Genomic DNA, 25,318 nt, shown 5'->3' with positions numbered 1-25,318 from the left:
CGATGGCCGGCCTCCCGAGCCTCGCGCCGAAGGGCCGGCTGGCGATCATCGCCGGGAAGGGCTTTTTACCCCTCTATGTAGCAAAAGCCGCGCAGCAGGCCGGTGAAGCGCCGCTCATTCTCGCGCTCGCCAATGAATCCGATCACAGCTTTGATGGTTTCGAGGCGGTTTCCGTCGGCGTCGGCGATCTTGCCGCAATCGAGCGCCTGTTTCGCGACAAGGGCGTCACCCGCGTCATCCTGTCGGGAGGCGTGGCGCGAAGGCCTGACTGGCGTGACATCCACCCGACCTTCCGCACCATTCTGAAAGTCCCCTCCGTGGTTCGCACGCTGCTGTCCGGCGGTGACGATTCAGTGCTCCAGATGGTCATCAAGCTCATCGAGGCGATGGGCTGCGAGGTGCTGGGCGCCCACGACATCGTCCCCGGCCTGCTCGCCAAGACCGGACCGCTCGGTGCTCATACGCCATCCGATGATGATCGCCGCGACATCGATCGTGCGTCCGAAGCCGCCAAGCGTCTCGGCGAACTCGATATCGGCCAGGGCGCCGTCAGCGTCGGCGGACGTGTCGTGGCGCTTGAGGGCGTCGAGGGCACGGACCGGATGCTCGAACGGGTGGCGGCATTGCGCGCCGAAGGCCGTATTTCGGCCCGCCGCAAGGGCGTGCTCGTCAAGCTCTGCAAACCGCAGCAGGACATGCGCGCCGACCTGCCGACGATCGGCCCGTCGACCGTGGAGAATGTCATCCGGGCCGGGCTCGCGGGCATCGCCGTGGAGGCGGGGCGCGCACTTGTGCTGGAAGAAGCGAAGATGATTGCCGCGGCCGATGCTGCCGGTATTTTCGTCTGCGGTATCGATCCAGGTCTGCCGCAAGGAGGATTGTGATGGTCGAGACTTTGAAGGTTGGCGTCATCGCCGGCGAAGTATCGGGCGATCTCCTCGGCGGCGATCTGATTGCGGCCTTGAAGGCAGCTTGTGGCGGCGAGGTCGAACTCATCGGCGTCGGCGGCGAGGCGCTCGAAGCGCAGGGCCTCAATCCGCTCTTCGATTTTTCGGAGCTGTCGATCATGGGGATCACCCAGGTGATCGCCCGCCTGCCGAACCTGATCAAGCGGATCAATCAGACGGCGGCGGCCATTGTGGCTGCAAAGCCGGATGTGCTGATCATCATCGACAGTCCCGATTTCACCCATCGCGTCGCCAAGAAGGTGCGGGCCGCTCTGCCGGACCTGCCGATCGTCGACTACGTCTGCCCGAGCGTCTGGGCATGGAAGGAATACCGCGCCAAGGCGATGCTCGCCTATGTCGATCATGTCCTGGCTGTGCTGCCGTTCGAGCCCGAGGCCATGAAGCGTCTCGGCGGACCGGAAACAACATTCGTCGGTCACCGCCTGACCGCCGATCCGTCGCTCCTCAAGGTCCGCGGTATCCGTGCCGAACGCCCAGTAAAGGCGCAGGGCGAACAGAGGACGATCATGCTGTTGCCGGGCTCCCGGTCGGCGGAGATCAAGGCGCTTCTGCCGGTCTTCGGCGAGGCGGCTCGCGAGTTCGTCGCCCGCAACGGACCGACCCGCTTCGTGTTGCCGACGGTTGCCCGCCAGGAAAAGCTGGTGCGCGAGATCGTTGCCGGTTTCGAGGTCAAGCCGGAGATCACCGCTGATACGGACGGCAAATGGGCGGCATTCGCCGAAGCCGATGCAGCGCTTGCAGCCTCGGGTACGGTTATCCTGGAACTCGGTCTTGCCGGGATTCCACTGGTCTCGGCCTATAAGACCGACTGGCTGATCACCATGCTCGCAAAACGCATCAGGACCTGGTCCGGCGCCCTGCCGAACCTGATCGCCGACTATGTCGTCGTGCCGGAATACGTCAACGAGGTGGTGCGGCCGGCAAGCCTGTGCCGCTGGGCCGAGCGCTTATCCTCCGACACGATGCAGCGTCGCGCCATGATCGAAGGTTTCGATCTTACGTGGGAGCGCCTGCAGGTGCCCGTGCCGCCCGGTGAGGCCGCCGCCGGCATCGTTCTCCAGGTTATGGACACTAAAAAACCCGGCCATTTCTGACCGGGTTTTTTGTTGGGTGTGGCTTGCCGATTAACGCTTGGAAACCGGGATGTAGTCGCGCTGGGCTTCGCCGGTATAGAGCTGACGCGGGCGGCCGATGCGCTGTTGCGGATCTTCGATCATTTCGGCCCACTGGGCGATCCAGCCGACGGTGCGGGCGAGAGCGAAGAGCACGGTGAACATGGTGGTGGGGAAGCCCATCGCCTTCAGCGTGATGCCCGAATAGAAGTCGATATTCGGGTAGAGCTTCTTCTCGATGAAATACTCGTCGGTGAGCGCGATGCGTTCCAGTTCCATCGCGACCTGCAGCAGCGGATCGTCCTTGTGGCCGAGTTCGCCGAGCACTTCATGCGTGGTCTTCTGCATGATCTTGGCGCGCGGATCGTAGTTCTTGTAGACGCGGTGACCGAAGCCCATCAGGCGGAACGGATCGTTCTTGTCCTTGGCGCGGGCGATATATTCCGGGATCTTGTCGACCGTGCCGATTTCCGTCAGCATGTTGAGCGCAGCTTCGTTGGCGCCGCCGTGGGCCGGGCCCCAGAGGCAGGCGATGCCGGCCGCGATGCAGGCGAACGGGTTGGCGCCCGAGGAGCCGGCGAGGCGGACCGTCGAGGTCGAAGCGTTCTGCTCATGGTCGGCATGCAGGATGAAGATGCGGTCCATGGCGCGAGACAGCACCGGATTGACCACATATTCTTCGCACGGAACCGCAAAGCACATGCGCAGGAAGTTCGACGCATAGTCCAGGTTGTTCTGCGGATAAACGAAGGGCTGGCCGATATGGTATTTGTAGGCCATCGCGGCAAGCGTCGGCATCTTGGCGATCATGCGCAGCGAAGCGACCATGCGCTGGTGCGGATCGGTGATGTCGGTAGAGTCGTGATAGAAGGCAGACAGCGCCCCGACACAGCCGCACATGACGGCCATCGGATGGGCGTCGCGGCGGAAGCCGGTGAAGAAGCGGCTCATCTGCTCATGGACCATCGTGTGGTGGGTCACGCGATAGTCGAAGTCCTTCTTCTGGGCAGCGGTCGGCAGTTCCCCGTAAAGCAGCAGGTAGCAGGTTTCCAGGAAGTCGCCGTGCTCGGCGAGCTGTTCGATCGGATAACCGCGATGCAGCAGGATGCCGGCGTCGCCATCGATATAGGTGATCTTGGATTCGCAAGACGCCGTCGAGGTGAAGCCGGGGTCGTAGGTGAAGGTGCCGGTGTGCTTGTAGAGAGCGCCGATATCGACCACATCGGGACCGATGGTCCCCGACTTGACCGGCAGATCGACTTGTCTGTCACCGATTACCAGATTTGCGCTTGTTTCCGTCATGCTGATCCTCCAACCTTTTGGCGGCATGGCGCCCTAAAAGCGCCACAAGAATTAAGCGTCCACCAGTTTAGCTATATGATCCTAAAGCTGATGCCAAGCTGTCGTGACGGCATTTTGTGCAGCGCGAAAAATTATTGAGCAACAGCTTTTGCTTGGATGTCCAACTTCCTGTTGCATGCCCTTTCGGTGGCTCGGAATTCCCGATATTTAACCGCCAGTTGACGACCGAAGAAGAAACGCGCAGGTTGTATTGCCGCATGTCTGGCGGTGGGGCGGACAGAGCGTTTCATGCCGGAGGAAAATGCATTTCCGACGCATGCCAAGGCAGGGAAACTGATATCCCGGCCGCCGGACCCCCGCATAAACACAAGCGCTCCCGACTCGGGCAAGCTCCGAAATCTGGCCGAGCTTTTCCCCGCGATCGAGCGCCGCCCGCCGGTCCATACGCTGGACGGGGGCTTTCGCCGCTCCGCGAGCCGGCGCCTCGATCGGTTGCTACGCAGTTTCCCGATCATGCTGGAAGAGGAGACGGTCTATGGCCATGGCTTCCTTTTCCTGCCGGTCGTCGTCGGGGCAGGGGCCGTCTGCTGGTTCGCACTGCCCTATAACCCTGCGTTCTGGCCGTTTTTCCTCGTTTTTTGCGTATGTACGATCTTCGTCATCGTCTCGCGCCACCGCTCCGGCACGATCCATCTCTTGCCGCTCGGTGTCGCGCTCTTTCTGGGCGGCATGATGCTGGCACAGTTCGAGACGTGGCGGCGGTCCACCGTCGTTCTCGATACGCCGGTGACAACCGAGCTTGCCGGCGTGGTCGAGCGCAGGGAGATCGATGCCCAGGGCCGTTGGCGTTATGTCGTCCTTATCGACCGGACATCCAATCCGGAAGTCAGGCGCCCGCCGGAGCGTGTATCGCTGCTTGCAAGGTCTCGACATGAGCCCGCCCAGATCGGCGAGACGATCAGCGGCCGCGCGCGCCTTTCACCACCCTCCGGACCTGCACTGCCTGGCCTCAACGACTTTGCCTTCTCCTCCTATTTCGACGGCATCGGCGCGGTCGGATTTTTTTATGGAGCGCCGAAAAAACAGGCTGCCGGTCCGTCGACCCGGAGCTGGATTGCCGACATCGAAAGCCGGCTTTTCGATCTCCGCAGCGCAATCGCCACCCGTATCCGCGAGACCGTGCCGGGAGATTCCGGCGCCTTTGCTGCGGCAATCGTGACGGACGAACGCCGGGCGATCTCCAAGGGAACGACCGAAGCTTTACGGCTTTCGGGATTAGCCCATATCGTCGCCATTTCCGGACTGAACATGGCGCTCGCCGCCGGTATCTTCTTCGTCGGCGTGCGGACCGTGCTCGCGGTCTTTATGGGCTTCGGCCACGCCTATCCGGTGAAGAAGATCGCCGCACTCGGCGCTCTGATAATGGTCACCGCCTATTACCTGATCTCCGGTTTCGGCGTTTCGGCCGAGCGGGCCTACATCATGATGGCAATCATGCTGGTTGCCGTCCTCTTCGACCGACCGTCGATCAGCCTGCACAATGTGGCGCTGTCCGCGCTCGTCATCATCGCCATGTCGCCCTCGGAAATGCTCGGGCCGAGCTTCCAGATGTCGTTTGCCGCCACCGCCGCCCTGGTCGCCGGTTATGCGCTCTGGAAACAGAGGGCCGAAGGCCGCGATCCTCAGCCTCTGCCGTTCCGTCACCGCATGGTGATGCCTATCCTGGCATCGTGGAACTTCGCAGCCGGCGTCTTCGTCACCTCGCTGATCGGCGGCGTTTCGACCGCGATGTTTTCGGTCGAGCATTTTCATCGCATCGCCACCTATGGCCTCGCCGCAAACCTCGCAGCCATGCCGATCATCTCCTTCGTGGTGATGCCGGCCGGTCTGGTCGGCATGCTACTGATGCCCTTCGGCCTTGATGCTCCCTTCATGAAGCTCATGGGCCTTGGCCTGGAAGCGGTGATCGCTATTGCCGGGCACGTGGCTGCCTGGGGTGGCGATGTCGGGATAGGCCGCCAGCATCCATGGTTCCTGACGGTCTCAACGGCAGGCTTCCTGCTGCTGACCCTGCTCAGGACGAAGCTAAGGCTGATCGGTCCGCCGCTGATGGTGACCGCTCTGCTGCTTTCCTGGCATGAGCGATCGACGCCTCTGGCGGATATATTGGTCTCGGAAGACGGGACAATGGTGGCGCTCGTAAACGGGGAACAGGTTTCCACCAACCGCGCCCGCCCGCCTGATTTCATCTACGACCAGTGGAAGAGGGCGCTTCTGCTCGGCGACCCGACCAAACCGGACATGTCGCCGGCCAGGGACAAGCCGCCCGACCGCAAACCAGCAGGCGCAAAAAACGATAAGCGCCGCGAGTTGACCTCGGCGGAACTCGAAACAGTGAGGTTGCGAATAAGCCAGGTGACTTCCGACCGCTTCACCTGCGAGCCTAAGGCCTGGTGCGCCGCAAGCACGGGCAATGCCATCATCGTGGCCGTAGAAGACGGCCGTTACGCCGGCGCTGCCTGCGACGCCGCCGATCTTGTCATCGCCCCGCGGGCACGCTTCGACCGATGCCGGTCCGGCGGACTGATGATCAATGGCACGACGCTCAGAAAGACCGGCGCGCTGGAGATTTCGCTGAACGACACGGGCGACATGCGACGCTGGCAGGTCCGTGCCGCAATGGCGGCCGAGGACCGGCCCTGGACTAGGCACCGCCACTACGATTGGCGAAGCCAGAGTTTCGACAACGCGTTGCCGGAACCGCTCCGGCAGCTGATCAGTGATAACGGCGGATGAGGCCGACGAGCTTGCCCTGGATCTTCACCCGGTCAGGCCCGAAAATGCGGGTCTCGTAGGCGGGGTTGGCGGCTTCGAGCGCGATCGAGGCGCCGCGGCGGCGAAAACGCTTCAGCGTCGCTTCCTCATCGTCCACCAGCGCCACGATGATGTCGCCGGGATTGGCCGTCGTGCCGTTGCGAATGATCACGGTGTCGCCATCGAGAATGCCTGCCTCGATCATCGAATCGCCCTTGACCTCCAGCGCGTAATGCTCGCCGGAGCCGAGCATCTCGGCCGGCACGGAGATGTCGTGCGTGTTGTTCTGGATCGCCGAGATCGGCACGCCGGCGGCGATGCGGCCCATGACGGGAACGGTCGTGGCGTTCGACGAGCCATCGTTGGCCGCGAGTTTCTGAGGTGCTGCGGCCGGCTGCGGTTTGCCGAGGCTGCCCTCGATGACGCTGGGCGAAAAACCGCGCCGCGGCTGAATGCTCGGCGAATAGGCTTCCGGGAGCTTGATGACTTCCAGCGCGCGGGCCCGGTTCGGCAGGCGGCGGATGAAGCCGCGCTCCTCGAGCGCCGTGATCAGACGATGGATTCCGGACTTGGACGCAAGGTCGAGCGCGTCCTTCATTTCGTCGAATGACGGCGGGATACCGGATTCCTTCATGCGTTCGTGAATGAACAGAAGCAATTCCTGTTGTTTGCGCGTGAGCATCTTTTGGCACCCTCAGAGTCGGAAACAAATCCAGAACGGACACTATATGTTCCATATGTGTTCCGCAAGTCCCTAAATTTCTGTGAAGTATGATGATTTTTTCTTCATAGATGCGTGCCAGATATCTGGTGTCACACCACTTGCGCGGCGCCAGCCCGCTGCCAAAGTAGCTTTGCGATTCCAATTCAGGGGGCCCTCGCGTGAACGCAAGACCGATCGATCATCTCGTGCTGCCGGTGGCGGGACTTACCGCTGCGCGTTCCCGGCTCACGGAGCTCGGTTTTACAGTTGCGCCGGATGCTTTTCATCCTTTCGGCACCGCCAATGCTTGCGTGTTCTTCTCGGATGGGACCTACCTGGAGCCGCTGGCTCTTGCCAACCGACGCCATGCGGGTGTTGCGGCAAAGCGCGGCAACGTTTTCACGGCTCGCGATCTCGCCTTCCGCAAGACGTCCAACCGGCAGGGCTTTTCCGCTCTCGTTGTCGCGACCCGCGATGCGATGGCCGATCATGCGCGTTTCAAGATGCGCGGCGTTTCGGCAGGCGACGTGCTCGAATTTTCCCGCGGCATGATCCTGGCCGACGGTTCCGAGACGCAGGCGAGCTTCCGGCTGGCATTCGCCGGCGATGACCGCGCGCCCGAGTTCTTCCTGTTTTCCTGCCAGCGCATCAACCCGCTGCCTGCCGACCGCGAGCTGGAGCGGCATGCCAATACCGTCACCGGCCTGAGCGAAATCATCCTGTCGGCCCCGACACCTGCCGATTTCGCTCCGCTGGTCGAACAGGTGCTGCTGACCAAGGCCGCGCCGGAGGCTGCACCGCTCCAGCTTGCCGCGGCCAATGCCCGCATCCGGATCCTGCAGGATCGGGAGCTCGAGGCGGAATTTGCGGTTCAGCCGACCCCGGGCGCCGAAGGACTGCGCGGCCGGGCGGTCATCTTCAAAACCGCCGATCTTGCCGTGACAGAGATCACCCTTGCTGCTAATGACGTCGCATTCGTCCGCCGGGAGGGCCGCGTTCTCGTCTCGGCGGCGCCCGGCCAGGGTGTTTTGTTCGGCTTCGAGGAATAGATCATGGAAGTTACCGCAAACTCCAGCGTCTCCGTCGGCGAAGGAGGCGGCAAGGTGGTTTTCGCGCAGAACGCAAAACTGTCGCTGATCGCCGGTCCCTGCCAGATGGAAAGCCGCGACCACGCCTTCATGATGGCAGGCGCGTTGAAGGAACTCTGCAGCAAGCTCGGCATCGGCCTCGTCTACAAGTCCTCCTACGACAAGGCCAACCGCACGTCGATTTCAGGCAAGCGCGGCCTCGGGCTCGAAACCGCCATGGAAATCTTTGCCGACCTCAAGAAAGAGTTCGGCTTCCCGGTTCTGACCGACATTCACACGGAAGAGCAGTGCGCCGTCGTGGCCGAGACGGTCGACATCCTGCAGATCCCGGCCTTCCTCTGCCGCCAGACCGACCTGCTTATTGCGGCGGCCAGGACCGGCCGCGTCATCAACGTCAAGAAGGGCCAGTTCCTGGCGCCTTGGGACATGAAGAACGTGCTTGCGAAGTTCACCCAGAGCGGCAATCCGAATGTGCTGCTTTGCGAGCGCGGCGCGTCCTTCGGCTATAATACGCTGGTCTCCGATATGCGCTCGCTGCCGATCATGGCGTCAATGGGCGCGCCGGTGATTTTTGATGCGACGCATTCGGTGCAGCAGCCGGGCGGGCAGGGCGCTTCGACCGGCGGCGACCGCACCATGGTGCCGGTGCTGGCGCGCGCAGCCGTGGCTGTCGGTGTCGCCGGCGTCTTCGTGGAAACCCATCAGGACCCCGACAATGCTCCCTCGGACGGCCCGAACATGGTGCATCTGAAGGACATGCCGCGGCTGCTCGAAAAGCTGCTTGCCCTCGACGCCGTCGCCAAGGCGGCGTGAGCGCGCCCACAAAAAGCACGCAAACTGCTTCGATTGTAATTTTCGTGTCATTGATTATGAGACATTTTCAGTGACCTCGTGACGTCAAGTTCAAACCCAGGGAGAGACCCTTGACCGCCATCACCGATATCATCGCCCGCGAAATTCTCGACAGCCGCGGCAATCCGACCGTTGAGGTGGATGTCTATCTGGAAGACGGTTCGATGGGCCGTGCGGCCGTTCCGTCGGGCGCCTCCACCGGCGCACATGAAGCCGTCGAGCTGCGTGACGGCGGCAAGCGCTATCACGGCAAGGGCGTCGAAAAGGCGGTCGAAGCCGTCAACACCGAGATCTTCGATGCGATCGGCGGTTTCGATGCAGAGAGCCAGATCCATATCGACAAGACCATGATTGCGCTCGACGGCACGCCGAACAAGTCGCGCCTCGGCGCCAATGCCATCCTCGGCGTCTCGCTCGCCGTTGCAAAGGCTGCCGCCGAGACCTCGGGCCTGCCGCTCTACCGTTATGTCGGCGGTCCGAATGCGCATGTCCTGCCGGTTCCGATGATGAACATCATCAACGGCGGCGCCCATGCCGACAATCCGATCGACTTCCAGGAATTCATGATCATGCCGGTCGGCGCCGACACGCTGAAGGACGCCGTGCGCATGGGCTCGGAGATCTTCCACGTCCTGCGGAAGGAACTGGCGGCCCAGGGTCACAACACCAATGTCGGCGACGAAGGTGGTTTCGCACCGGGCCTGAAGAGCGCGCCGGAAGCCCTCGATTTCATCATGAAGTCGGTCGAGAAGGCCGGCTATACCCCAGGCGACGACGTCTGCCTGGCGCTCGACTGCGCCTCGACCGAATTCTTCAAGAACGGCAAGTACGAGATGGAAGGCGAGGGCCGCACGCTCGAGCCGGAAGCCATGGCCGATTACCTCGCCGAGCTTGCAGCAAAATACCCAATCATTTCGATCGAAGACGGCATGGCCGAAGACGATTGGGCCGGCTGGAAGTACCTGACCGACAAGATCGGCGCCAAGTGCCAGCTCGTCGGCGACGATCTGTTCGTCACCAACTCGTCGCGCCTGCGCGATGGCATCAGGCAGGGCGTCGCCAATTCGATCCTGGTCAAGGTCAATCAGATCGGCTCGCTGTCGGAAACGCTCGATGCCGTCGAGACTGCCCACAAGGCGGCCTACACCGCAGTCATGTCGCACCGCTCGGGTGAAACCGAAGACTCGACGATCGCCGATCTCGCCGTCGCCACCAATTGCGGGCAGATCAAGACCGGCTCGCTGTCGCGCTCCGACCGGCTTGCCAAGTACAACCAGCTTATCCGCATCGAGGAAATGCTCGGTCCGCAGGCCGTTTATGCCGGCCGCAGCGTCCTGAAGGCCTGACAGCCTCCCAGGCTCGACATTTTCATGGAAGCCCGCGCCGAAAGACGCGGGCTTTTTTCGGACTCGATTCTGGTCAACGATTGCTTAAGCAAGTTCTGCGAATTTGAAGCTCTGTTTCGGATCGATTTGAGATCCCGTAAGCGTGGCAAGGCGTTAGAGCGGTATGTGGACAAAGCATCATAAGAAAAGAAAATTCGGCCGTTTTGTTCTTCCCGCCATCACAGTCGCGTTTCTTTGCTACTTCGGCTATCATTCCATCCATGGCGATCTCGGGCTGATCGCCACGGAGGAATTCGAACGTCAGCGGCAGGCGCGTGCAGGCGAGCTCGCAAAGTTGACCGCTCGGCGCGAGACGCTGGAGCGGCAGGTTCAGCTGATGAGCGATGGTTCGCTTGACAAGGATATGCTGGACGAGATCGCCCGTTATCAGCTGAACGTCTCGCGCGGCGACGAAATCGTCATCTTCAACAACTACTTCTAAATTAACCGAAATCCAGTTAATTTCATATTTCTGTAACCTTTTCATAGTGTTGCATGGAATGTGAGCCATGCGTTTATGGCATTGCTGGGGCAGCTTTTCTTGCCTATGGTACGCCCCGAAACCAGAGTGGGAATCTGGCGATATACGTCAGAGCGTAATCTCGCTCTCAACGCAGAACTCAAAGGGAGGGATGAATGGCGCCGACAAAAACCGCGTCTGTATCCGGCCGCAAACCAGCGGCAAAGTCTGCAATCAAATCAGCCTCGAAATCCTCCGCCAAGGAGTTTACGGGCAAAAACACCCCGGATTTCGGCAAGGATCAGGATCTTCACGCCTATCGTGAGATGCTGATGATCCGCCGTTTCGAGGAAAAGGCCGGCCAGCTCTACGGCATGGGCTTCATCGGTGGTTTCTGTCACCTCTATATCGGCCAGGAAGCTGTCGTCGTCGGCATGCAGATGGCGCAGCAGGAGGGTGACCAGGTTATCACCGCCTATCGCGACCATGGGCATATGCTGGCAACCGGCATGAGCGCGCGTGGCGTCATGGCGGAGCTGACCGGACGCAAGGGCGGCTATTCCAGGGGGAAGGGCGGCTCGATGCACATGTTCTCCAAGGAAAAGCATTTCTACGGCGGCCACGGCATCGTCGGCGCCCAGGTTTCGCTCGGAACCGGTCTCGCCTTCGCCAACAGGTATCGTGGTAACGACAGCGTCTCGGTCGCCTATTTCGGCGATGGCGCGGCCAACCAGGGCCAGGTCTACGAGAGCTTCAACATGGCGGCCCTCTGGAAGCTGCCGATCGTCTATATCGTCGAGAACAACCGTTATGCGATGGGCACCTCGACGGCCCGTGCGACGGCGCAGTCGAACTACTCGCTGCGTGGTTCCGGCTTCGGCATCCCCGGCATCCAGGTCGACGGCATGGACGTTCGTGCCGTGAAGGCCGCCGGCGACGAGGCGCTCGAGCACTGCCGCTCCGGCAAGGGCCCGATCATTCTCGAAATGCTCACCTACCGTTATCGCGGCCACTCCATGTCCGACCCGGCGAAATATCGCTCCAAGGACGAAGTGCAGAAGATGCGCTCGGAGCACGACCCGATCGAGCAGGTGCGCCTGCGCCTCATCGAAAAGGGCTGGGCGACCGAAGACGAGCTGAAGGCGATCGACAAGGATATCCGCGACGTCGTTTCGGATAGCGCCGATTTCGCCCAGGCCGATCCGGAGCCGGATCCGTCCGAGCTCTACACCGACATTCTGCTCTGATCGCGGGGAGGGAACCCAATGCCAATCGATATCCTGATGCCCGCCCTTTCTCCGACCATGGAGGAAGGCACGCTCAGCAAGTGGCTGAAAAAAGAGGGTGACAAGGTCACCTCCGGCGACGTGATTGCCGAAATCGAGACCGACAAGGCGACCATGGAAGTGGAAGCCGTCGATGAAGGCGTGATCGGCAAGCTGCTGGTCGAGGCCGGCACCGAAAACGTCAAGGTCAACACCAAGATCGCCGTGCTCCTGCAGGACGGCGAGAGCGCTGATTCGATCGGCTCCGCGGCTCCTGCCAAGGAGGCGCCGAAGGCGGCTCCGCAGGTCGAACAGGAAGAAAAGCCGACCGCGACCGGTTCGGCATCCGCCCCGGTCCCGGCCCAGCCGAAGGTCGAGGCCGCTGCCGATCCGGATATCCCGGCCGGTACCGAAATGGTCATGACCACCGTTCGCGAAGCACTGCGCGACGCGATGGCCGAGGAAATGCGCCGCGACGAGAACGTCTTCGTCATGGGTGAGGAAGTCGCCGAATACCAGGGTGCCTACAAGATCACCCAAGGCCTGCTGCAGGAATTCGGGGCTCGCCGCGTGGTCGATACGCCCATCACCGAACACGGCTTTGCCGGCGTCGGCGTCGGTGCCGCCATGGCGGGCCTGAAGCCGATCGTCGAGTTCATGACCTTCAACTTCGCCATGCAGGCGATCGACCAGATCATCAATTCGGCCGCCAAGACGCTCTACATGTCCGGCGGCCAGATGGGGGCGCCGATCGTGTTCCGCGGCCCGAACGGTGCCGCCGCCCGCGTCGGCGCGCAGCACAGCCAGGACTATGCCTCCTGGTACAGTCAGATCCCGGGCCTCAAGGTCGTCATGCCGTACACGGCTGCCGACGCCAAGGGCCTGCTGAAAGCTGCCATCCGCGATCCGAACCCGGTCGTCTTCCTGGAAAACGAAATCCTCTACGGCCAGTCCTTCGAAGTGCCGAAGCTCGATGATTTCGTCCTGCCGATCGGTAAGGCGCGCATCCACCGCAAGGGCAAGGACGTCACCGTCGTCTCCTTCGGCATCGGCATGTCCTATGCCGTGAAGGCTGTCGCCGAACTGGAAAAGGAAGGCATCGACGTCGAGCTGATCGATCTGCGCACGCTGCGCCCGATGGACCTTCCGACGGTCATCGAGTCGGTCAAGAAGACCGGCCGTCTCGTCACGGTCGAGGAGGGTTATCCGCAGAACTCGATCGGTACTGAAATCGCCACCCGCGTCATGCAGCAGGCCTTCGATTATCTCGATGCGCCGATCCTGACGATCGCCGGCAAGGACGTTCCGATGCCTTATGCGGCCAATCTCGAAAAGCTGGCGCTGCCGAATGTCGGCGAAGTCGTCCAGGCGGTGAAAACCGTCTGCTACAAATAAGGGGAGGATGTTTCGATGCCGATCAACATCACCATGCCTGCCCTGTCTCCGACCATGGAAGAGGGCAATCTTTCCAAGTGGCTCGTCAAGGAAGGCGACAAGGTCAAGTCCGGCGACGTGCTTGCCGAGATCGAGACCGACAAGGCGACCATGGAAGTCGAATCCGTCGATGAGGGCACCGTTGCCAAGCTCGTCGTTGCGGCCGGTACCGAAGGCGTCAAGGTCAATGCCCTGATCGCCATTCTTGCCGCCGACGGCGAGGATGTCTCGGCTGCCGCCTCTTCGGGCGGTGGCGCTTCTCCGGCTCCGAAGGCCGAGGCTGCACCCGCCCCGAAGGCGGAAGCCGCTCCGGCTCAAAAGGCGTCCGAACCGGCGCCTGCAGCCGCAGCTTCGGCTCCGGCATCTTCGGGTGGTGCAAAGCCCTTTTCTTCGCCACTCGCCCGTCGCCTCGCAAAGGAAGCCGGCCTCGATCTTTCGGCCGTTTCCGGCTCCGGCCCGCACGGCCGTGTCGTCAAGGCCGATATCGAAAAGGCAGTTGCCTCCGGCGGCGCAAAGGCTGCTCCGGCTGCAGCTCAGCAGACTGCTGGCGCACCGGCTTCGGCCATGGCCAAGGGGCCGGCGGACGATACCGTCCTGAAGCTTTTCCCCGAGGGTTCGTACGAGCTTCTGCCGCATGACGGCATGCGCAAGACGATCGCCTCGCGCCTCACCGAGTCGAGCCAGACGGTTCCGTCCTACTTCGTCTCGATGGATTGCGAGCTCGACGCGCTGATGAAACTGCGTGCCGAGATCAACAAGTCTTCGCCGATGAAGAAGACGGACAAGGGCGACGTTCCGGCCTTCAAGCTCTCGGTCAACGACTTCATCATCAAGGCGATGGCGCTCGCTCTGCGCGATGTCCCGATGGCGAATGCTTCCTGGACCTCGACGGCTCGTGTGCTGCACAAGCACGCCGACGTCGGCGTAGCGGTGTCCATCCCCGACGGCCTGATCACCCCGATCGTCCGCAAGGCCGAAACGAAGACGCTGTCCGTCATCTCCAACGAGGTGAAGGATCTTGCGAGACGCGCCCGCGACAAGAAGCTGAAGCCGGAAGAATACCAGGGCGGCACGACATCCGTGTCCAACCTCGGCATGTTCGGCGTCTCCAACTTCACCTCGATCGTCAACCTGCCGCAGGCCTCGATCGTCTCGATCGGCGCAGGCGTCGAGAAGCCGATCGTCAAGAACGGTGAAATCAAGGTGGGCACGGTCATGACCGCAACTTTCGCCTTCGACCACCGCGTCATCGACGGCGCGCTCGGTGCGGAACTCGCGTCCGCCTTCAAGCGCTACATCGAAAACCCGATGGCGATGCTGGTGTAATCGTGTTCTCCCTCCCCCTTGCGGGGAGGGTGTCCGCGAGGGAGGGGTATCGGAGGTGCTTCCATGAAAACCGTTCTGTGCTTCGGCGACTCGCTCACCTGGGGTTTCGATCCTGAAGGGCCGGGCCGGCATGCGTTCGAGGACCGTTGGTCGAGCGTCCTCGGGACTGCGCTCGGGTCTGGCGTCACCGTCATCGCCGAGGGGCTGAACGGCCGCACGACGGGTTACGCCGATCACCTTGCCGACTGCGACCGCAACGGCGTCACGAACCTGCCGACTGTGCTACATACCCACATGCCGCTCGATCTGGTGATCATCATGCTCGGCACCAACGACATGAAGCCGATGATCGCCGGCACTGCCCATGCGGCGCGTGCCGGCATTCAGCGTCTGGTGGGGCTGATCCGTCACCACGAATATTCGTTCGACTACGACGCGCCGGATATCCTGATCGTTTCGCCGCCGCCGCTCTGCGAGACCGCCGACCCGATTTTTTCGGCGATCTTCAAGGGCGGCATCGAGCAGTCTTCGATGCTCGCATCGCTCTATCGGGACCTCGCGGACGAACTAGGCTGCGGTTTCTTCGATGCAGGATCGGTGGCGAAAACGACCCCGATCGACGGCGTGCATCTCGATGCAGAAAATACCCGCGCGATCGGACGCGGCCTTGAGCCGATCGTCCGGATGATGCTGGGTCTCTAGAACAAGATTTCCCGAGGCGGGCCGCCTAGAGCTGGCTCCCCAATGAGAAGGCAGGAAAGCAATGGCTCAATCCTACGACGTCATCGTTATCGGTTCCGGTCCCGGCGGTTATATCGCCGCCATCCGGGCATCCCAGCTCGGGCTGAAGGTCGCGGTCGTCGAACGCGAGCACCTCGCCGGCATCTGCTCCAACTGGGGCTGCATTCCGACCAAGGCGCTTCTGCGCTCGGCCGACGTCATGCACACCGCGACCCACGCCAAGGACTACGGCCTGACGCTGGAAGGCACGATCAAGCCGGACGTCAAGGCGATCGTCGACCGCTCGCGGGGCATCGCCCACCGCATGAACAACGGCGTCGGTTTTCTGTTCAAGAAGAACAAGGTCGACATCATCTGGGGCGAGGCGAAGCTTTCGAAACCCGGCGAGATCGTCGTGTCGAAGACCACCAAGAAGCCGGTCGAGCCGATCGGTCCGATCCCCAAGAACACGCTCGGCGAGGGCACCTATACCGCCAAACACATCATCATCGCTACAGGCGCCCGCCCGCGCGCGCTGCCGGGCATCGAGCCGGACGGCAAGCTGATCTGGACCTATTTCGAGGCAATGAAGCCGGAAGAGATGCCGAAGTCGCTGCTGGTCATGGGCTCGGGCGCCATCGGCATCGAGTTCGCCAGCTTCTACCGCACCATGGGCGTCGAGGTCACCGTCGTCGAAATCATGAGCCAGGTCATGCCGGTCGAGGATGCGGATATCTCGGCGCTTGCCAAGAAGCAGTTCGAGCGCCAGGGCATGAAGATCCTGCTCGAAGCCAAGGTCGCCAAGGTCGTGAAGGGCGCCAACTCGGTCACTGCGACGATCGAGCTGAAGGACGGCAAGACTCAAGAGATCACTGCCGACCGGATGATCTCGGCCGTCGGCGTCCAGGCCAATATCGAAGGCATCGGCCTTGAGGCGCTCGGCGTGAAGACCGACCGCGGCTTCATCGTCATCGACGGTTACGGCAAGACCAACGTGCCCGGCCTCTATGCGATCGGCGACGTCGCCGGCCCGCCGCTGCTCGCCCACAAGGCCGAGCATGAAGCGGTCATCTGCGTCGAGAAGATCGCCGGCCTGCCGAACGTCCATCCGATGGACAAGCTGAAGATCCCCGGCTGCACCTATTGCAACCCGCAGGTCGCCTCCGTCGGCCTGACCGAAGCCAAGGCCAAGGCCGAAGGCCGCGACATCCGCGTCGGCCGCTTCCCGTTCGTCGCCAACGGCAAGGCGATCGCGCTCGGCGAGGACCAGGGCCTCGTCAAGACCATCTTCGACAAGAAGACCGGCGAACTGATCGGCGCCCACATGGTCGGTGCCGAAGTCACCGAACTGATCCAGGGCTTCGTCGTCGCCATGAACCTGGAGACGACGGAAGAGGAACTGATGCACACCATCTTCCCGCATCCGACCATTTCCGAGACGATGAAGGAAAGCGTGCTCGACGCCTACGGCCGGGCGCTGAATGCCTGACGAGATCGCCCTGCCGGGGATTGTTCCACGGCCGGGCGGCGCCCATATGAGTGTCTCTGGAACGGGAGCGTAGCATGCAGGTAGGTTGGATTGCGGCGATCATCATCGGCGGCCTGGCGGGTTGGCTCGCCGGCAAGCTGATGGATGTCCGTTTCGGCATTTTCATGAACATCGTCATCGGCATTGTCGGCGCGGTGCTGGCCAACGGCATCTTCAACAGGTTCAACATCCATGTTGCAGACGGATGGCTGGGTTACCTGGTTGCAGGTTTCATCGGCTCCTGCATTTTGCTATTTCTTGCCAAACTCGTCAGGCGCTGACGAACCCCGCGATACAGGCGGTTGAAAGCAGGTTCTTATGGTCACCATTCTCGACACGATCGCATCCGGCGATGAAAAGCGCGTCCGTCATCCGGAAAAGGCCCACCGGCCGGACCAGGAAGTCATGCGCAAGCCCGAATGGATCCGCGTCCGGGCGCCGGTCTCCAAGGGCTACCAAGAAACCCGCGCGATCGTGAAGGAAAACAAGCTGGTGACGGTCTGCGAGGAAGCGGGCTGCCCCAATATCGGCGAGTGCTGGGACAAGAAGCACGCCACCTTCATGATCATGGGCGAGATCTGCACCCGCGCCTGCGCCTTCTGCAATGTCGCGACTGGCAAGCCGAACGCGCTGGATATGGAAGAGCCCGAAAACGTCGCCAAGGCCGTCAAGCAGATGGGTCTTAGCCATGTGGTCATCACCTCCGTCGACCGCGATGACCTGGCCGACGGCGGCGCCGAGCATTTCGAAAAGGTGATCTGGGCGATCCGCGCCGCGTCGCCGGCAACCACCATCGAGATCCTGACGCCAGACTTCCTGAAGAAGCCCGGTGCGCTGGAGCGAGTCGTCGCCGCCAAGCCGGATGTGTTCAACCACAATATGGAAACCGTGCCGGGCAACTATCTGACGGTGCGCCCCGGAGCCCGTTATTTCCACTCCGTCCGGCTGCTGCAGCGGGTGAAGGAGCTGGATCCGACCATGTTCACCAAGTCGGGCATCATGGTGGGGCTCGGCGAGGAGCGCAACGAAGTGCTGCAGCTGATGGACGACCTGCGCACGGCCGACGTCGATTTCCTGACGATCGGCCAGTATCTGCAGCCGACCCGCAAGCACCACAAGGTAGAAAGCTTCGTCACGCCCGAGGAGTTCAAGTCCTACGAGACGGTGGCCTATGCCAAGGGTTTCCTGATGGTGTCTTCGAGCCCGCTGACCCGGTCTTCGCATCACGCCGGTGATGATTTCGCTCGCCTCAGGGCTGCACGCGAGAGGAAAGTCCTGGCCGCCGCCGAGTAGGGCGGCGAGCCGGTCGTAAGCCTTATTCGGCTGCCTGAACCTTTTCGTGCTTGTCCTGGCCGCGGCGACGCTCGCGCAGCGTGAAACGGTGTCCGCGCGCTTCACTCTTCGCCATTTCAATAAGATAGACCAGCATGGGAAGCTGGTTCATGTCTGCAAGCTGCTTTGCGGATTCGAGCAGCTTTATCATCTGCGAGAAATCGTCCATGGATGCTTCTTTCGGGTGCGCCCGGTCTGCTATCGGTTGATTATACCAATTGTACGCTGGCTTGCGACTCTGGATCACTACAACCGGATGAATCCTACATTAAATCTTATTAATCTGAATGCCATCTGACATCGACAAATGACCGGTGGTTGAACCCGTCACTCTGACGTCCGTGTCAAGACTCCGTCACAATCGCATTCGGCGACCTCTATAGCGCCGTCTGCCCGACATTGAAATCCTCCTGTCATCAACGGCGTCTACCGCCAGTCACGATGCTGCGAGACTGATTCACGGGAGATCATCATGGATGTGGAATCTGGCGTGAATGCGATCCGTTACGTGGGAATTGCCGAGGCGGCGGACAAGGTCTCCAGTGCCGACCGAATTCTGGTCATCGGCTGTTCCGGCGGCGGCAAATCGACGCTGGCCCAGAAGGTCGCCCGCCGTTTCGAGCTCAACTACATCTCGATCGACCGCGATGTGCTCTGGTTGCCGGGCTGGGTGCAGCGGGACAAGCCCGAACAGCACCGCCTCATCGTCGAGCTGGCCGCCGGCGAACGCTGGATCATGGATGGCACCAATACCTCCACGTTCGACATTCGCGTGCCGCGCAGCGATCTGGTCATCTGGGTGCGCATGCCGCGCTGGCTATGCGTCTGGGGAATTCTCAGCCGCTGGATCATGAACAGGGGAGGCACCCGTCCGGAAATGGCGCCCGGTTGTCCGGAGAAGATCGATCTCGATTTCTTCCGCTTCGTCTGGACCTGGGAGAAGGTCTATGGCCCGCGCGTGGCTGCCGGATTGACGGCACACGCGGCCGGCAAGCCGGTTCTGGTGTTGAAATCCCGTCGCGAAATGCGCGATCTTCTTGATCTTATCGGAGCGGGCGCTTAACTCGGGATCATGCCAAAGTTCGAAATCCGCCGTCCCGTGAAGCACAGCGCCGAAAAGATGTACGCGCTCGTAGCTGATGTCGAAAAATATCCGCAATTCCTGCCGCTCTGCGAAGCGCTCACCGTGCGCTCCTCCAAGGAGCGTGACGGCAAGACGCTGCTCGTGGCCGACATGACCGTCGGCTACAAGGCGATCCGCGAGACCTTCACCACCCAGGTCCTGCTCAATCCGGCCGAGCGGATCATCGATGTGAAATATATCGAGGGACCGTTCAAGTATCTCGACAACCGCTGGAGCTTCGAGCCGGCGGCGGCCGGCTCGCCGAATGCAGGCCCAGAGGGGTGCGTCGTGCATTTCTACATCGATTACGAGTTCAAGAGCATGATCCTCGGCGCCCTGATGGGCTCGATGTTCGACCGCGCCTTCCGCATGTTCGCCGAAGCCTTCGAAAAGCGGGCCGACAAGATCTACGCCTGAGCGGCCACCTCGGCCAGCATTTCCAGCGCGGTTCTGACGGTCGCCAGCCTGACCTCGGTGCGGCCGATATCGCCGTAGCGCATTTCCCGATGCTGGACTTTGCCCGAACGGCTTTTCGCCGCCAGATGCACCAGCCCGACGGGTTTTTCCGCCGATCCGCCGCCGGGTCCCGCTATGCCGGTCACTGCAACCGCCACGGCGGCCTTTGAGCGATACAGCGCACCGTGCACCATCTGCAGCGCGGTTTCCTTCGACACCGCGCCATGCGTCGCGAGCGCGGCGTCTGTCACGCCGAGCATGTCCATCTTCGCCTGGTTCGTATAGGTGACGAAACCGCGGTCGACGACGGCGGACGAGCCGGAAATCTCCGTCAGCGCCCCGGCGATCAGCCCGCCCGTGCAGGATTCGGCGGTCGCGACCATTTTTCCGCGCGCGCTGAAATCCATGATGATCCGCCGCGCCTGGTCCTCGATATCGGCGGGAAACAGGCTCACGCAGCATCTCCGCGATAGACCACGGTCGCCGTGGCGATCGCCGCAATGCCCTCGCGGCGGCCGATGAAGCCGATCTTCTCGTTGGTGGTCGCTTTGACCGAGCAACGGTCGAGCGAAATGCCGAGGATCTCGCAGAGGGTTTCGCGCATCGCCTGGCGGTGTGGGGCGATCTTCGGCGCTTCGGCGATCAGCGAGATATCGGCGTTCATGATCGTGCCGCCACGCTCGCGGACGATCTTTGCCGCATGGTCGAGGAAGATCTTCGACGGCGCACCGCGCCACTGCATGTCGGACGGCGGAAAATGGTCGCCGATATCGCCGGCGCCGCAGGTGGCGAGCAGCGCATCGGTCAGCGCATGCAATGCGACATCTGCATCCGAATGGCCGCTGAGCTTCTGGTCGTGGGGAATGAACACGCCGCAGAGCGTCACGCCGTCGCCGGGTTCCAGCTGGTGCACGTCGTAGCCGTTGCCGGTGCGGACATCGGGGAGGGTGGCCGAGGACAGGCTCTGCGAGAGTTTTTCGTCGGCCATGGCGATATCCCGCTTCACGGTGAGTTTGATATTGTCGACCGATCCTTCCACCAGGGTCACCGGCAGGCCGGCCCATTCGGCGATCGAGGCGTCGTCGGTGAAATCCTCGCGGCGCAGTGCTGCCGCTTTTTCGTGGGCGGTGCGGATTTCGGAGAGAAGAAAACTCTGCGGCGTCTGCGCGGCGTAGAGGCCGGAGCGCGGCACGGTCTCGTGCACCAGCCCGTCGGAACCGCTGCGCTTCAGCGTATCGCTGACGGGAATGGCCGGCAGCACGCCGTCCTGCCCCTCGTCGAGCGCCTGCGCCACCCGCTCGAGCACGCCGTGATCGACGAAGGGACGCGCCGCATCGTGGATCATCACATGGGTGGCCTCGGTGCCGGAGAGGGCGCGCAGGCCCTCATAGACCGAGCGCTGCCGGGTTTCGCCGCCGAACGTGGTGATTACCCCTGCGGCCCCCTGGACGTCGGCCGTTGCCGCCGCAAACAACGCCTCGTCGTCCGGGTGGATGACGACCACGATCGGGCCGCTTCGACGCCACGTCAGAAATCGTTCGAGCGTATGGGCGATGACCGGTCTGTCGCCGATCCGCCGGTACTGCTTGGGACCGTCATGCAGAGAGCCTGCTCGTTCCCCGCGGCCTGCGGCGACGATGACGATACCGATTGTCATGGAACCGATTGTCATGGCTTTGTCGTCCTCGACCCGTAACTCGTTTTGGATTGACAGGCGCAGAACTATAGGACCAAAAGCCTGAATTCCAGCATGCCGCTCAAAAATAACGCAGTTCCGGAATTGCTCTTGGCAAACGCCCGAGACATGAATAAAAATAGTGCAACTATCTCATGTGCCCGAAAGATCATCATTTGAGTTTCCAAGATCTTGCCAAGCCTTTTCAGATCGGGCCTGTCGCCATTCGCAATCGCGTCGTCCTGGCGCCGATGTCCGGCGTCACCGATCTGCCGTTCAGGCAGCTTGCCTGGCGTTATGGCGCCGGGCTGGTCGTGACGGAAATGGTTGCCAGCGGTGAGCTCATTCTGAACCGCGGCGAATCATGGGCGCGGCTGAAGGGTGCTGGCATCTCGCCGCATATGGTCCAGCTCGCCGGCCGCGAAGCGAAGCCGATGGCGGAAGCCGCGAAAATCGCTGCCGATAACGGCGCCGATATCATCGACATCAACATGGGGTGTCCGGCCAAGAAGGTGACGGGCGGTTATTCCGGCTCGGCGCTGATGCGCGATCCGGACCACGCCCTGTCCATGATCGAGGCGACGGTCAACGCCGTCAGCGTGCCCGTGACCCTGAAGATGCGGCTCGGCTGGGACGAAAATTCCATCAACGCGCCGGAGATCGCCCGCCGCGCCGAACAGGCCGGCGTCCGGCTGGTGACCATCCACGGCCGCACCCGCATGCAGTTCTACGAGGGCAGGGCGGACTGGGATGCGATCCGCGCGGTGCGCGACGCGATCTCCATTCCGCTGATCGCCAATGGCGATGTCGAATCGCCCGAGGACGCTCAAGCTATCCTGGCGCGCTCGGGCGCCGATGCGGTCATGGTCGGCCGCGGCGCGCAGGGGCGGCCCTGGCATGTCGGCTGGCTCGCCGGTCATGCGGGGCCTACAAGGTCGGAAATCCCCGGCCTGGTCGTCGAACACTACGAGGCGATGCTGGAGCTTTACGGCCGCGAGGCCGGCCTCCGGCATGCGCGAAAACAGCTCGGCTGGTATCTCGACCGTTATGCGGCCGGCCTGCCGGTCGAAGAAAAGGCCGCCATCATGATTTCGAAAGACCCGGCCGATGTCTCGCGCCGGATGACAGCAGCGCTTGGCGGGCAACACGTCGACGCTCAGAAGGAGGCCGCATGAGCAAGTCCCAGGCGCAGGATGCCGCGATCGGCAATGCGCTCGCCATGGCGGTCCTCAATTCGGTGCAGAACCCGGTGATCCTGGTCGATGCGGCGGGCAAGGTCGCGTTCGCAAACTGGGAGGCCGAGGCCTTCTTCGGCGCCAGTGCCGCCCATCTCGCCAAGAACAGGATCTCCACCTTCATCCCCTTCGGCAGCCCGCTGCTTGCCCTGATCGACCAGGTGCGCGAGCGCAAGGCGCCGGTCAACGAGTACCGCGTCGACCTGTCGTCGCCCCGCCTCGGCCAGGACAAGCTGGTCGACCTCTATGTCGCGCCTGTCGTCAGCGAGCCGGGCTCAGTGGTCGTCGTCTTCCAGGAACGCTCGATGGCGGACAAGATCGACCGCCAGCTCACCCATCGCGCCGCCGCCCGTTCGGTGACCGGTTTGGCCTCGATGCTGGCGCACGAGATCAAGAACCCGCTGTCGGGCATCCGCGGCGCCGCCCAGCTTCTGGAAAGCGTGGTTCCCGACGACGATCGGGCGCTGACCCAGTTGATCTGCGACGAGACCGATCGGATCGTCTCGCTGGTCGATCGCATGGAAGTCTTTTCCGACGAACGGCCGGTCGATCGCATCGCCCTCAACATCCATTCGGTGCTCGATCACGTGAAGGCGGTCGCCAAGGCCGGCTTTGCCCGCAAGATCAAGATTTCCGAAATGTACGATCCGTCGCTGCCGCCGGTCTTTGCCAACCGCGACCAGCTGGTGCAGGTTTTCCTCAACCTCATCAAGAACGCGGCCGAAGCCGTCGGTGACCAGCCGGACGGCGAAATCATGCTGACGACCGCCTATCGCCCGGGCATCAAGCTCTCGGTCGCCGGCACGCGGGACAAGATTTCCCTGCCGCTCGAATTCTGCGTCATCGACAACGGACCCGGCGTTCCGACCGATCTCGTGCCGCATCTCTTCGATCCCTTCATCACCACCAAGACGAACGGCTCCGGCCTGGGCTTGGCCCTGGTCGCCAAGATCATCGGTGGCCATGGCGGCATCGTTGAATGCGACAGCCAGGCTCGCCGGACGATATTCCGTGTTCTGATGCCCATGCACAAGGAAGAGGCCATGGACGGCCGCGCCTTGAACTCCACAGGAAACGTAAAATGACTGCCACGATCCTTGTCGCCGACGACGACGCGGCCATCCGCACCGTTCTGAACCAGGCCTTGACCAGGGCGGGCTACGAAGTGCGCATCACCTCCAATGCCGCCACCCTGTGGCGCTGGATCTCTGCCGGCGAGGGCGATCTCGTCGTCACCGACGTGATCATGCCCGACGAGAACGCCTTCGACCTGCTGCCGCGCATCAAGAAGGCGCGGCCCGATCTGCCGGTCCTCGTGATGAGCGCCCAGAACACCTTCATGACCGCCATCAAGGCCTCCGAAAAGGGCGCCTACGATTACCTGCCGAAACCGTTCGACCTGACCGAGCTGATCGCCATCATCGGCCGGGCACTTGCCGAACCGAAGCGCAAGCCCGCCCGCCTCGACGACGACATGCAGGACGGCATGCCGCTGGTCGGCCGCTCCGCCGCCATGCAGGAAATCTACCGCGTACTTGCGCGTCTGATGCAGACCGACCTGACGCTGATGATCACCGGTGAGTCCGGCACCGGCAAGGAACTCGTCGCCCGCGCGCTCCACGATTATGGCAAGCGCCGCAACGGTCCGTTCGTGGCGATCAACATGGCCGCCATTCCGCGCGACCTGATCGAATCGGAACTCTTCGGGCACGAGAAGGGCGCCTTTACCGGCGCCCAGAACCGCTCCACCGGCCGCTTCGAGCAGGCCGAGGGCGGTACGCTTTTCCTCGACGAGATCGGCGACATGCCGATGGACGCCCAGACCCGTCTTTTGCGCGTCCTGCAGCAGGGCGAATACACCACCGTCGGCGGTCGCACGCCGATCCGTACCGACGTGCGCATCGTCGCGGCGACCAACAAGGACCTGAAGCATCTCATCAACCAGGGCCTGTTCCGCGAGGACCTCTATTACCGTTTGAACGTCGTGCCGCTGCGCCTGCCCCCCTTGCGCGACCGCGCCGAGGACATTCCCGATCTCGTTCGCCATTTCATGCAGATGGCCGAAAAGGAGGGACTCGACGGCAAGCGTTTCGACACCGAGGCGCTGGATCTCATGAAGGCCTATGCCTGGCCGGGCAACGTGCGCGAGCTGGAAAACCTGGTCCGACGCCTGATGGCGCTGTATCCGCAGGAGGTCATGAGCCGCGAGATCATCGAATCGGAGCTGCGCTCGGATGTTCCCGACAGCCCGATCGATAAAATGGGCACGCGCAACGGCTCGCTCACCATCGCGCAAGCCGTCGAAGAAAACATGCGCACCTATTTCGCGAGCTTCGGCGATAACCTGCCGCCGCCAGGCCTCTACGATCGTGTCCTGACGGAGCTGGAATATCCGCTGATCCTGGCGGCACTGACGGCCACCCGCGGCAACCAGATCAAGGCGGCCGATCTCCTCGGCCTCAATCGCAACACCCTGCGAAAGAAGATCCGGGAACTGGGTGTCTCGGTCTATCGCAGCTCTCGTGGCGCCTGATACGTTA

At 62.3% G+C, this 25,318-nt stretch carries 24 protein-coding genes; 19 read left to right on the top strand and 5 right to left on the bottom strand.

Annotation, left to right across the window (positions count from 1 at the left end):
- The first annotated feature begins 2 nt into the window (after positions 1 to 2).
- Together AC1DLT_RS26490 and lpxB are read left to right on the top strand one after the other, a co-directional pair.
- A complete protein-coding gene (locus tag AC1DLT_RS26490) occupies positions 3 to 884 on the top strand; it encodes an LpxI family protein (RefSeq protein WP_247136169.1) in 882 nt (293 codons plus the stop codon).
- The gene (lpxB, locus tag AC1DLT_RS26485) at positions 884 to 2,062 is read left to right on the top strand and encodes a lipid-A-disaccharide synthase (RefSeq protein WP_477488738.1); all 1,179 of its coding nucleotides are present in this window, start codon (positions 884 to 886) and stop codon (positions 2,060 to 2,062) included. Before AC1DLT_RS26490 ends, lpxB begins: the two co-directional genes overlap by 1 nt.
- A 30-nt stretch (positions 2,063 to 2,092) precedes the next feature.
- Here the strand turns inward: lpxB and gltA are convergent, their stop codons facing one another.
- The gene (gltA, locus tag AC1DLT_RS26480; RefSeq protein WP_038542622.1) at positions 2,093 to 3,382 is read right to left on the bottom strand and encodes a citrate synthase; all 1,290 of its coding nucleotides are present in this window, start codon (positions 3,380 to 3,382) and stop codon (positions 2,093 to 2,095) included.
- Positions 3,383 to 3,670: 288 nt separating this feature from the next.
- Between gltA and AC1DLT_RS26475 the strand changes: the two genes are divergently transcribed.
- Positions 3,671 to 6,178 (top strand): ComEC/Rec2 family competence protein, encoded by a 2,508-nt coding sequence (locus AC1DLT_RS26475; protein ID WP_477488737.1) that lies wholly within the window; start codon positions 3,671 to 3,673, stop codon positions 6,176 to 6,178.
- Here the strand turns inward: AC1DLT_RS26475 and lexA are convergent.
- Positions 6,159 to 6,878, bottom strand: a complete 720-nt coding sequence (gene lexA, locus AC1DLT_RS26470; protein WP_038542624.1) for a transcriptional repressor LexA — start codon at positions 6,876 to 6,878, stop codon at positions 6,159 to 6,161. The genes AC1DLT_RS26475 and lexA overlap by 20 nt on opposite strands.
- Before the next feature lie 200 nt (positions 6,879 to 7,078).
- Between lexA and AC1DLT_RS26465 the strand changes: the two genes are divergently transcribed.
- The 11 genes from AC1DLT_RS26465 (at position 7,079) to lipA (ending at position 18,250) form a co-directional block, all read left to right on the top strand.
- The gene (locus tag AC1DLT_RS26465) at positions 7,079 to 7,948 is read left to right on the top strand and encodes a VOC family protein (RefSeq protein ID WP_247136165.1); all 870 of its coding nucleotides are present in this window, start codon (positions 7,079 to 7,081) and stop codon (positions 7,946 to 7,948) included.
- A 3-nt stretch (positions 7,949 to 7,951) separates the two neighbouring features.
- A complete protein-coding gene (gene kdsA / locus AC1DLT_RS26460; protein WP_477488736.1) occupies positions 7,952 to 8,800 on the top strand; it encodes a 3-deoxy-8-phosphooctulonate synthase in 849 nt (282 codons plus the stop codon).
- 110 nt (positions 8,801 to 8,910) lie between these two features.
- Entirely contained in the window at positions 8,911 to 10,185 is a 1,275-nt protein-coding gene (gene eno / locus AC1DLT_RS26455) for a phosphopyruvate hydratase (protein WP_038542630.1), read from the top strand.
- Positions 10,186 to 10,348: 163 nt separating this feature from the next.
- Positions 10,349 to 10,666: an FtsB family cell division protein gene (locus tag AC1DLT_RS26450; RefSeq protein ID WP_038542632.1), complete on the top strand. Its 318-nt coding sequence runs from the start codon at positions 10,349 to 10,351 to the stop codon at positions 10,664 to 10,666.
- Between the two features lie 194 nt (positions 10,667 to 10,860).
- Entirely contained in the window at positions 10,861 to 11,931 is a 1,071-nt protein-coding gene (pdhA, locus tag AC1DLT_RS26445; protein ID WP_038542635.1) for a pyruvate dehydrogenase (acetyl-transferring) E1 component subunit alpha, read from the top strand.
- 18 nt (positions 11,932 to 11,949) lie between these two features.
- A complete protein-coding gene (locus tag AC1DLT_RS26440) occupies positions 11,950 to 13,344 on the top strand; it encodes a pyruvate dehydrogenase complex E1 component subunit beta (protein WP_038542637.1) in 1,395 nt (464 codons plus the stop codon).
- 15 nt (positions 13,345 to 13,359) lie between these two features.
- Entirely contained in the window at positions 13,360 to 14,709 is a 1,350-nt protein-coding gene (locus tag AC1DLT_RS26435) for a pyruvate dehydrogenase complex dihydrolipoamide acetyltransferase (RefSeq protein ID WP_477488735.1), read from the top strand.
- Positions 14,710 to 14,772: 63 nt separating this feature from the next.
- Entirely contained in the window at positions 14,773 to 15,411 is a 639-nt protein-coding gene (locus AC1DLT_RS26430) for an SGNH/GDSL hydrolase family protein (RefSeq protein WP_477488734.1), read from the top strand.
- Positions 15,412 to 15,472: 61 nt separating this feature from the next.
- A complete protein-coding gene (lpdA, locus tag AC1DLT_RS26425; protein WP_151042056.1) occupies positions 15,473 to 16,918 on the top strand; it encodes a dihydrolipoyl dehydrogenase in 1,446 nt (481 codons plus the stop codon).
- A gap of 74 nt (positions 16,919 to 16,992) precedes the next feature.
- Positions 16,993 to 17,238 (top strand): GlsB/YeaQ/YmgE family stress response membrane protein, encoded by a 246-nt coding sequence (locus AC1DLT_RS26420; RefSeq protein WP_038542645.1) that lies wholly within the window; start codon positions 16,993 to 16,995, stop codon positions 17,236 to 17,238.
- A 37-nt stretch (positions 17,239 to 17,275) separates the two neighbouring features.
- A complete protein-coding gene (gene lipA / locus AC1DLT_RS26415) occupies positions 17,276 to 18,250 on the top strand; it encodes a lipoyl synthase (protein ID WP_038542647.1) in 975 nt (324 codons plus the stop codon).
- A gap of 22 nt (positions 18,251 to 18,272) precedes the next feature.
- Here the strand turns inward: lipA and AC1DLT_RS26410 are convergent, their stop codons facing one another.
- Positions 18,273 to 18,458 (bottom strand): hypothetical protein, encoded by a 186-nt coding sequence (locus AC1DLT_RS26410; protein ID WP_007758868.1) that lies wholly within the window; start codon positions 18,456 to 18,458, stop codon positions 18,273 to 18,275.
- A 303-nt stretch (positions 18,459 to 18,761) separates the two neighbouring features.
- Between AC1DLT_RS26410 and AC1DLT_RS26405 the strand changes: the two genes are divergently transcribed.
- Complete coding sequence (locus AC1DLT_RS26405; RefSeq protein WP_477488733.1) at positions 18,762 to 19,352, top strand: P-loop NTPase family protein; 591 nt, start codon at positions 18,762 to 18,764, stop codon at positions 19,350 to 19,352.
- A gap of 9 nt (positions 19,353 to 19,361) precedes the next feature.
- Positions 19,362 to 19,829 (top strand): type II toxin-antitoxin system RatA family toxin, encoded by a 468-nt coding sequence (locus tag AC1DLT_RS26400; protein WP_247037347.1) that lies wholly within the window; start codon positions 19,362 to 19,364, stop codon positions 19,827 to 19,829.
- Here AC1DLT_RS26400 and AC1DLT_RS26395 read toward each other — a convergent pair.
- Together AC1DLT_RS26395 and AC1DLT_RS26390 are read right to left on the bottom strand one after the other, a co-directional pair.
- Positions 19,820 to 20,323 (bottom strand): CinA family protein, encoded by a 504-nt coding sequence (locus AC1DLT_RS26395; protein WP_477488732.1) that lies wholly within the window; start codon positions 20,321 to 20,323, stop codon positions 19,820 to 19,822. The two genes, AC1DLT_RS26400 and AC1DLT_RS26395, sit on opposite strands and share 10 nt — an antisense overlap.
- Entirely contained in the window at positions 20,320 to 21,540 is a 1,221-nt protein-coding gene (locus tag AC1DLT_RS26390; RefSeq protein ID WP_477488731.1) for a bifunctional 2-C-methyl-D-erythritol 4-phosphate cytidylyltransferase/2-C-methyl-D-erythritol 2,4-cyclodiphosphate synthase, read from the bottom strand. Before AC1DLT_RS26390 ends, AC1DLT_RS26395 begins: the two co-directional genes overlap by 4 nt.
- Before the next feature lie 158 nt (positions 21,541 to 21,698).
- Between AC1DLT_RS26390 and dusB the strand changes: the two genes are divergently transcribed.
- Genes dusB through ntrC form a run of 3 tightly spaced genes read left to right on the top strand, consistent with a single transcriptional unit; the run spans position 21,699 to position 25,311 of the window.
- The gene (dusB, locus tag AC1DLT_RS26385) at positions 21,699 to 22,718 is read left to right on the top strand and encodes a tRNA dihydrouridine synthase DusB (RefSeq protein ID WP_477488730.1); all 1,020 of its coding nucleotides are present in this window, start codon (positions 21,699 to 21,701) and stop codon (positions 22,716 to 22,718) included.
- Positions 22,715 to 23,863, top strand: coding sequence for a two-component system sensor histidine kinase NtrB (locus tag AC1DLT_RS26380; protein ID WP_038542660.1), 1,149 nt, complete (start codon positions 22,715 to 22,717; stop codon positions 23,861 to 23,863). The genes dusB and AC1DLT_RS26380 overlap by 4 nt, the downstream gene beginning before the upstream one ends.
- A complete protein-coding gene (gene ntrC / locus AC1DLT_RS26375; protein WP_038542662.1) occupies positions 23,860 to 25,311 on the top strand; it encodes a nitrogen regulation protein NR(I) in 1,452 nt (483 codons plus the stop codon). The genes AC1DLT_RS26380 and ntrC overlap by 4 nt, the downstream gene beginning before the upstream one ends.
- Positions 25,312 to 25,318 lie beyond the last annotated feature (7 nt).

This window comes from Neorhizobium sp. 05N33, assembly GCF_056397445.1.
Note: the sequence above shows the minus strand (reverse complement) of the source record. Positions and strands in the feature narration are given on the sequence as shown.